Source organism: Allobosea sp. 05T422_2, assembly GCF_056396265.1.
The window spans coordinates 1-8,570 of record NZ_JBFTLD010000279.1 but is presented as its reverse complement, the minus strand read 5'-3'; the positions used below and the strand labels follow the sequence as shown (position 1 = coordinate 8,570).

Below are 8,570 nucleotides of genomic sequence, written 5' to 3'. Positions count from 1 at the left end.
TCCCGCCCCGGTCCCGTCGCTCCGCCCTCGCCATCCATCTGCATCGTCTGTGCGCCATGGCACAATGGAAAGCCGTCGCTGGCCTCGCAGCGTGAGCCCGTCACCCGGTTGAGTTCGCTTCAATGGTCCGCGGTTAACGTGACAACGCCGAAGTTCGTTCTGGCCCATTGAGAGGACCAGAACATGAAGCGCAACCGCTTCTCGGAAGAGATGGGGTATTCGGCCCTGATTGCCTGACCTGCTCGCGGACCGGCCTCCGCGTTCCGACGATCATGGACCAATCCATGCGGGGAGAAACGCCATGATCTATGTCGGTCTCGATGTCTCACTGAACTCGGTCGCTATCTGCGTCGTGGACTATGCGAACGGATGCTGACACCGCGGTGGCAAACTGTATCACCTGAAAGCAGACCTTCTCGATGTCCGGGATGGGCCATCTTCCCCCGTCTGACGCTCTCCCCGCGAACGTCTCACTTGGGTGGAAATCAGAAGTTCGTCACGCTGAACCCGCTGGCATAAGCGCGCTACCGCCAAACATTGGCGGGCTGACCGAAAGCAGACGTCGCTAGATTGAAGTTCAGCGGCAGATTAGGATGACTTCCCTATGGTCACAATGCCTGCCTCCGTGAGCCCAGTAACTGTGCCGATCAAAAATTTCAGCTGGAATCGTGGCGTTMGCGCAACGGATCCTAAAAATATATGGGTCCGCATTGACGACAAACATGCCCTCGTAAACATTTTGTAGATATCGCCGGTGCTTTCTCTGAGCATCGTCACGCGTAGCCTATCCGATTCTGATCAGCCTCTGCCTTTGCTTCTGACTTCGACTGCTGGCAACGCGATCACCTACCGATCACGTTCGCGGGCTGCACGCAAAAGGGCGCGAAATGGATTTGGGACAGGTGGTGCCGGGTGCGAGCGCGAAACATCAAAAGCGCCGGCTTGTCGCGGCGTCGATGCGACGGTTGGGGTTGCTGGCACGCGTTTGCAGGTTTGGCTCGTCCACGGCGCTGGCGACTATCGTGCTTGTCGCAGCGGTCTCGGTGTCCGCACAAGCCCAAACAACAACTTGGATTCGCGGTACTGGTGACTGGGCCGATGGCTTCAACTGGTTCCCGAACCTCCCTCCCACCGCGGCGAACGATGCGGTCATCAACAACGGCGGCACCGCCCAGGTCGTCACGGACGATGCGGTCGCGAGAAGCCTCACCCTCGGTTCAACCGCCGGCGGCAGCGGGACGGTGGACGTACGCAGGACACTGAATGCCGGAGCCAGCGTAGTACTGGGATCATCGGCCGGCAGTGCGGGCACGCTGATCATCCAAAATGGCGGGACGTTGACCAATGTCTTGGGGGCGATTGGCAATTCGCCAGGTTCGCAAGGTACGGCCACGGTAACTGGTCCGGGCTCKACCTGGACGAACGGAGGAACCCTTGTGGTCGGCGGCCTGGGCACGGGCACGCTTACCATTCAAGACGGCGGTGTGGTGAACAGTGGAGGCGGCGGCTCGGTCGGATTGATTGGGACTGGCACGGTGACGGTGACCGGCACAGGCTCCCGTTGGACCAACACCCCAGGTGGCGGGCTCAATATCGGCAGTTTTGGAACGGGCGCTCTCACGATCTCGAACGGCGGGATGGTCATCAACGACACCGCCGTCCCCGCCAACATCGGCAATGGTCCAGGCTCTCAGGGTACGGTGATCGTGACCGGCCCGACCTCTACCTGGAGCAACAGTTCGGCGTTGAATATCGGCAACTTTGGCACGGGCACGCTCACAATTGCGGACGCAGGCGTCGTTGTCGCGTCGTCTGTTGTGAGCGCGGCGAATGCCAGTGCGGTCGGGACCCTCAACATCGGCGCGGCCGCTGGCAGTGCGGCGGCTGCACCAGGTACCCTGTCTGCGCCGAGCCTCTCCTTTGGCGCTGGCACCGGTACGCTCAACTTCAATCACACATCCCAAAGCTACGTGTTTGYGTCGGCGATCAGCGGCAACGGTACGGTCAATGTGCACGCGGGCGCGACTACGCTCACCGGTGCCAACACCTACAGTGGACCGACGAACGTCAACGCGGGGACGTTGCGCGCAGGCGGGCCGAACACGTTCAGCCMGAAYTCGGCMGTGACGGTCGCRAGYGSCGGAACGCTCGATCTCAATGGCTTCAGYCAYACYRTMCCSAGCGTCRCCAAYGCCGGCCTTGTGAACATGGGCACTGGCACCCCGCCGGGCACAGTCTTGACGACGCCAAGCTATACAGGGACTGGCGGCACGATCGGGCTGAACACTTTCCTCGGAACTGACGGCTCGCCTTCCGATCGCCTCGATGTCGGCTCGGCGACCGGCAATTCGCTTCTGAGCATCGCCAACGCCGGCGGGACCGGTGAATTGACGACAGGCAACGGCATCCAGGTGGTGCGCGCGGTGAATGGAGGAAGCACCGCCGGTGCCTTCGCGCTCGGTGGCGTCGTCGCGGCGGGSGCCTACGAATATCTCCTRTTTCAGGGCGGTGTGACGGCCGGCACCGAGAATGACTGGTTCCTGCGGAACCAGCTCATCCCGACGCCCCCCGGCGTGACGCCCCCTGTCGGACCTACGCCGCCCGGCGTGATACCGCCCGGAGTGACGGCTCCTGACACTCCGATCCCTCTCTTCCGCCCCGAGGCGGCCATCTACACGCTGTTGCCCGGCGTGGCGCGCCAGCTCGGATTGGCGACGCTTGGGACCTTTCACGAGCGCCAGGGCGATCAGGCCCTGCTSCTCGGCTCGGGCGCGCTGCCAGGCGCCTGGGGCCGGCTCTTCGGCCGCCATGCCGAGGAGAGTCGCTCAGGCCCGCTCTCGCCCGAGATGAAGGGCAATATCGGCGGCTTCCAGGCCGGTCAGGACCTTTTCGGCTGGGACAATAACGGCCATCGCGACCGGCTTGGCCTGTTCCTCGGCTTCGCCAGCGCCGATGTCGATGCCCGCGGTTTCGCTCTCGCCCAGCAGCGGGCGCTGGTCGGCAAGCTGAAGATGGATGCAACCAGCCTCGGCGCCTACTGGACCCATGTCGGTCCGTCACGCTGGTATGTCGACGCGGTGCTGCTGGGCTCCTGGTTCGATGGCGATCCGCGCTCGACCCGCGGCATCGGGCTGAGCGCCGACGGAACCGGTCTCACCGGCTCGCTCGAGGCCGGCTATCCGATCCAGATCGGTGCCGGGCTGTCGCTTGAGCCGCAGGCGCAGCTGATCTGGCAATCGGTCTCGTTCGGAACGGAGCGCGATCGCTTCTCYGCGGTYCGCTTTTCGCCCRACGATGCWCTSACCGGCCGGATCGGCGCTCGGCTYACCGGCGATTGGGTGATGGGCGGGATGACGCTGAAACCCTATCTCCTCGCCAATGTCTGGCGCACGTTTTCCGSCAGCGACACGACGACCTTCAACGTCACGCCGATTACAACCGGCTTCGGMTCCACCTCGCTGGAACTCGGCGGCGGCGTTGCGGCCCARGTGAYGCCGAACGTCGGYGTCTACGCGGCGGCGAGCTACACCAGCAATCTCGGCGGCGACGATCGCCGCGGCATCAAGGGCAATCTCGGCCTGCGCGTCACSTGGTAGGCGCGGCSCCTGCCGACACTTCAYACGGGTCTTACGATTGGTTCCGAGCCGGGGCGGGCCTTTGCGAATCTGSCAAACCCGGCGTCCTTACATTGCCTTCAGTCATGTGCCTGCAASCGGACCCTCAGATGTCGGCAATGGGGYCAACTCCGGTCGTCAGACGCCGATCTTGAGATGGGTCGCGAGCGGTGATCAGGCGCTCGCTCGAAACTTGACATTGGCGAACTTGCCGCAGAGCGGACCTCGCCATGGTCTGAGAAGGGCGGAGAGCGAACGCCAGCACCCGCGGCCTGATGCTCCGGAACTGGTCGTAGCAACTCGGGTTTGAAGAAACGGCTCGCAATGACCGCCAAGATTGCTCGGCCTCCCTCCTGAATTCAGCCATGAGTTCCGATGGGATGAGACGAACCGCTAGTGCGATACCCGCGGGGACGATCAGCAAGTCGTCGAGATAGCCAAGTATCGGAATAAAATCAGGAATAAGATCGATTGGGCTCAAGGCGTAGGCCGCAACACCGGCGGCCAGGGCTTTTGCATGCCACGGCGTTCGCGGATCGCGAGCAGCTATCCATAGCGCGACGACGTCGCGCGTGAGATGTCGCGCCCATTGCCTTGCGCGCTCCAGCGTCATGATGATGCAATTGCACGCGGTCGAAGAGACGCGCAATGGGTCGACACCGGCTTTAAGCAGATCCGGCGGGACTGTCCGCTTGCGGGCGATGGGCCTCGATCGAGGTCGATTATGCCGCGATAGCGTGAGGGGCCGAGACAGCAAACGCCCCGGAGTGACCCGGGGCGCGTCGAGCTTCGGACCTACAGAAGACACCTGCGGTTACCGGCCGCTGCCGGTGCCCCCGGTGTTGCCGCCGCCGTTGCCGCCATGGCCACCGCCGTTGCCACCACCATGGCCACCGCCGTTACCGCCATGGCCACCGCCGTTGCCAGCATGGCCACCGCCGTTGCCGCCGCCATGGCCGCCGCCGTTGCCGCCCGAGCCTCCGCCCGTGCCTCCGACGGAGCCGCCACCGGAACCACCGCCCGAGCCTCCGCCCGTGCCTCCGACGGAGCCGCCACCGGAACCACCGCCCGAGCCTCCGCCCGTGCCTCCGACGGAGCCRCCACCGGAACCACCGCCCGAACCTCCGCCTGAGCCTCCTACGGAGCCGCCGCCAACAGAGTTGCCATTACCGCCGGCGGCGGACGAGGACGCGGCCCCTCCGCCGCCGTTATTCGCAGTGGCACTTGCGCCGGCGGCGTTGGAGCTCGAATTTCCCTCGCCGCCGCCGGAGCGGTCTGAGGTCCCTGAAGAAATGGCGCCTGTCGTGGTCGGCGGGCAGGTCCAGACTTGACTGCCACCCCGCTGCGTCAGGTAACACGCTGCATTGGGCGCGCGGGTCGGCCGACCATCAGGAGAAACGGCCGCATAGTACAGGACGTTGCCGCCCGCGAGGCCCTGAACGGACGATGCGCGGGCGCCGATAGACGCGGTAGCGCGTGGTGGGCAGACCCACAGACGGTCGCCGTCATACTGCTGAATGATGCAATGGCGGCTGGGCGCACGCGTCGGGCGGCCATTCGCGCTAATGGCCCTGTAGTATCGTACCACGCCGGCATCGCTCCGACCGACCCCAGAGCTCTCGACAGAGCCGCTCGTCCAATGACCAATCGCTGCCGGTGTTGCTGGTCCACCGCGCCCGTTCCGCCGGGCAGGGTCGCATTCCCAAAGCCATTGGCTCCTCACCAGCTTGCGTTCGCAGGAGGGGTAGGGTTGCGGCGTCGGCGAGCCGTTGACTGCAATACCTTCATGATATTCCGGCGAAGAACTGACGGTCAATGCTTGCGAATACGCCAATGTTGACGTAGCTGCAAGCAAACAAAAAATAATAAATCCAGAATTTAAGCGATGCATGACGAATCCATCTTTTTTCAAGTAGATTACTTGCAGTCATTAATAGAACTGAGATATGTTGTAATCAGTTACATAAACCAAACTGTCTGATTCTTACGATAATTCACGCACAGTTTCGTTGTCAATGCTACAGGACTTACTTTAGGCGGCTGATTAATATCCCCTTCGAAGACCTAAGTCGGATGATTTCACCCGCACTTAGTGGATTGACTTCCACGCCGGTTGCGCTTTGGTTGCTGCCGCGATGACTGCGTCGGGGTCGGCTTTCCCGCGGAAGAGCGAAATCACGCCCCACATCGACACAGTGAGCGCCCCGGCACAGCGGGAGCGTCTCGCCGCCATTATCACCGAATTTTGGGCGGAGGGTCCTACCGTCGATTTGGCGTTAATGGCTGACCGTCGGTTCAATAAAACCACACCTGAAGAGCAAAGAGACTCCTGACTGAGTGAAATCTCAGCGAGCCGCGGAACCGTTGGTTTTGCCATGGGTTCGCAATCGCGTGTTGGTGCTCTCAACCAGCGTCGACACGGCCTGGGAGCAGCCCCGCTTACAATCCGCCCCCCCAGCCGGCGGGGCTGCTCTTCGCCAGTGGAGTTGCAGTTGTGTGCGCGCGTCGGTTGTTGCGTGTCGGCCCTGGTGCCGAAATTGTCCGGGGCCCGGCCAGCAAGGCGGGATGCGCACCAACGGTGCGCAACAGACCACCCGCCGCCTCCCGCCAAACGGGACTACCTGAACGAGACTCCCTCCAAGATTAGGAACGGGCCAATGGTGCCCTGGGGCCGGCGCCCCGATCAGAATTCCCGAAAGCCGACGTCCGCCACGTCGGCTAGGGGCCAACTCCGGAAGCTCGACGTCCGGGAGATCCGCGCGTCCATCGCCTCGAGCGACCATCAAGGGGAGATAGGTCGTCGCAGCTCCTCGGCCGCTCGCGAATCCTATGAACGGCGCGCGGGGAGGGGGAAGCCGCTCAAACAAATTATCCGTCCGGCGAAGAACCAGTCGGATGCGCGCAGGTTCTCAGCTGAATTCGCGCTCTTGCACAGGTCGGACTGAATGCTCGCGTCGACAGAACCGGGCTGCCGGAAACGGAGCGACGCCCGGCAGGGCCGGGCGACGCATGTCAGTTTGCGGAACTTTTCCTACAATCGCGGCAACACTATGCCTCGTTCTTCATTCACCTCGCTCTTCGGGCGATTGGGCATTCGTTCGTCTTCCCCCACGTGTCGCCTGTTGAACAGGCGCCGATCCGCGCCAGTGACAGATTGAATGCCCCGCGGTGACAAAATACGCATGATGGAGAAAGGCGCTGTGCGCCTTGAGAGCGCGTTTGATGCTGCTGCGGTCGGAGTTGCTCCGAATTCCTCTTGTCGTTCAGCGACGAACAAGTCTCTGGCGGACTTTAACAAGCGAAGCAGGCCAACCTCCTATAACCGAACCTGTCGGGAGCCTTCCGGTAAGGTCTAAKGATAAGATGGCAAAAAAGATTGTTCTTGGCTTGTTATGCAGCGTTCTCCTGACATTATCGATCTGGCGGCTTATATATTTGTTAGCTCTCGCTCCCCAGATCGATGACATACTCTTCATCGGGAGTCCGTTGCTCGCAATTATTATCTCCTCATTGCTTGTTCGCTCGACGTACAAGGTGAGCGACCAAACGGACGAAGCTTGAGGTGTATTGAGCCCAGTCCATTGGGGCGATTAGCACCGATTTGAGCGTTTGTTTGAGGTCGCCTCGTCCAATTGCCTGCCAGGGCGAAGCGATGAGAAAGCGGACGGATACGGCACCCCAAGTTGCAAATCTTAATGTGGGCGGTCGTTGATCTGATGGTCTCTGCGGACGATCAGGACCTGGAGCGCTGGAGGTCTATCCGCAGCGGTCGCCGGAGGATGCGCTATTCAGCCTTTGCACCGCGGCGGTGAGGCAGGGGTCGGATGCGGCCTTCAACATTTGCGCCGCAAGGACTACCTGCAGGCGATTGCGAGCGTTCGGCCTGGCCATTAGGGTGGTCATTGAGCCCTTGCCCGTCTTGTCGCTGTACGAAAGCTCGTGAGCGAGCTCGCTGTTACTTTTCCCGAGCAGCAACAGCTTGACGATCTGCTCCCCCGTCCGTACATTCCTACAGGCTAAGCGCGCGCGAGCAGCCGCGCAGCACGTGGTCGCTCATTGCGGCCACTGCGGCCGGTCCGTCGCGACGTTCTAGCGCGGCGATAATCCGCAGATGATCGCCCATCGCAATCGAAACCAGAGAATCCGTCATTAATCCGCGTTCCTGCCGGATCAGACTCAGCTTGAGCGAGTTAAGGCGATAGGCTTCCGAGATGATCCGATTTCCGAGCGAATCGACGATCACTGCGTGAAAGGCGCTGTCAACGTCCCGGGCGCGGGCCAGCATGTCGGATTCCGGTTTTCGGCCGTTTGCCCGCAGGCAATCCTGCTCCAGAATCTCCTCATGTTCGCGGCGCATCGCCAGGATGGCCTGGTCGGTCGCCGTCTCGATGAAGCTCGCCGTGGCTTCCTTTTCGATCATCAGCCGGTATTGGAAAGCGTCCTTGACCAAGTCGATGTCGACATAGGCGATCTGCATCCCGCGGCTCGGTACTACGTTGACCAGCCTTTCGCCTTCGAGGCGAGACACCAGTTCGCGGATCGTGCCGATCGGCAAGCCGGTCATGTCGACCAATTCGCGCTGCGAGAGAAATTGGCCGGGCCTGATCCGGTGGGCGAGCAGGTTCTTTACGAAGCTGTCGTAGGCCCGCTGGCGGGAGGATGCCTCGAAGACGACGGCGGGTAGATTTCTCACCATCGATCAGCCTTTCGTGGCACCGAGCATGGCCCCAAAGAACATCTGCTTCTGGACGATCCAGACAAAAATTAGCACCGGGACCATCTGCAGCGTTGCCGCAGCGAAGACCTCACCCCAGTTGGCAGTGCCTTCGCCGATGCCCGACAGCATGTCGGCCAGGACGACTGGGGCGGTTGCGGTGCGCGTCGTCGTTAGCACGAGCCCAAACATATAATCGTTCCAGGCGAACACAGCGACGAAGATGGCGACTGTCAGAATAC

2 protein-coding genes and 2 pseudogenes are annotated in these 8,570 nt (G+C 62.0%); 1 reads left to right on the top strand and 3 read right to left on the bottom strand.

Annotated features, from left to right (window positions below; translation table 11 throughout):
- The first annotated feature begins 1,022 nt into the window (after window positions 1–1,022).
- Window positions 1,023–3,596, top strand: coding sequence for an autotransporter family protein (locus AC1DJT_RS30880; RefSeq protein ID WP_476835546.1), 2,574 nt, complete (start codon window positions 1,023–1,025; stop codon window positions 3,594–3,596).
- Between the two features lie 361 nt (window positions 3,597–3,957).
- On the opposite strand, the pseudogene AC1DJT_RS30875 reads toward AC1DJT_RS30880, so the two are convergent.
- From AC1DJT_RS30875 to AC1DJT_RS30865, 3 genes and pseudogenes are all read right to left on the bottom strand, one after another.
- Window positions 3,958–4,227 (bottom strand): annotated as a pseudogene (locus AC1DJT_RS30875) (YkvA family protein); the annotation flags it as partial.
- A 3,396-nt stretch (window positions 4,228–7,623) separates the two neighbouring features.
- Window positions 7,624–8,310 (bottom strand): GntR family transcriptional regulator, encoded by a 687-nt coding sequence (locus AC1DJT_RS30870; protein ID WP_476770993.1) that lies wholly within the window; start codon window positions 8,308–8,310, stop codon window positions 7,624–7,626.
- A 3-nt stretch (window positions 8,311–8,313) separates the two neighbouring features.
- A pseudogene (locus AC1DJT_RS30865) lies at window positions 8,314–8,570 on the bottom strand (carbohydrate ABC transporter permease); the annotation flags it as partial.

Bases quoted from the DNA above. Each gene is read 5' to 3' on its own strand.
- AC1DJT_RS30870 (WP_476770993.1), bottom strand. From the start codon at position 8,310: ATGGTGAGAAATCTACCCGCCGTCGTCTTCGAGGCATCCTCCCGCCAG.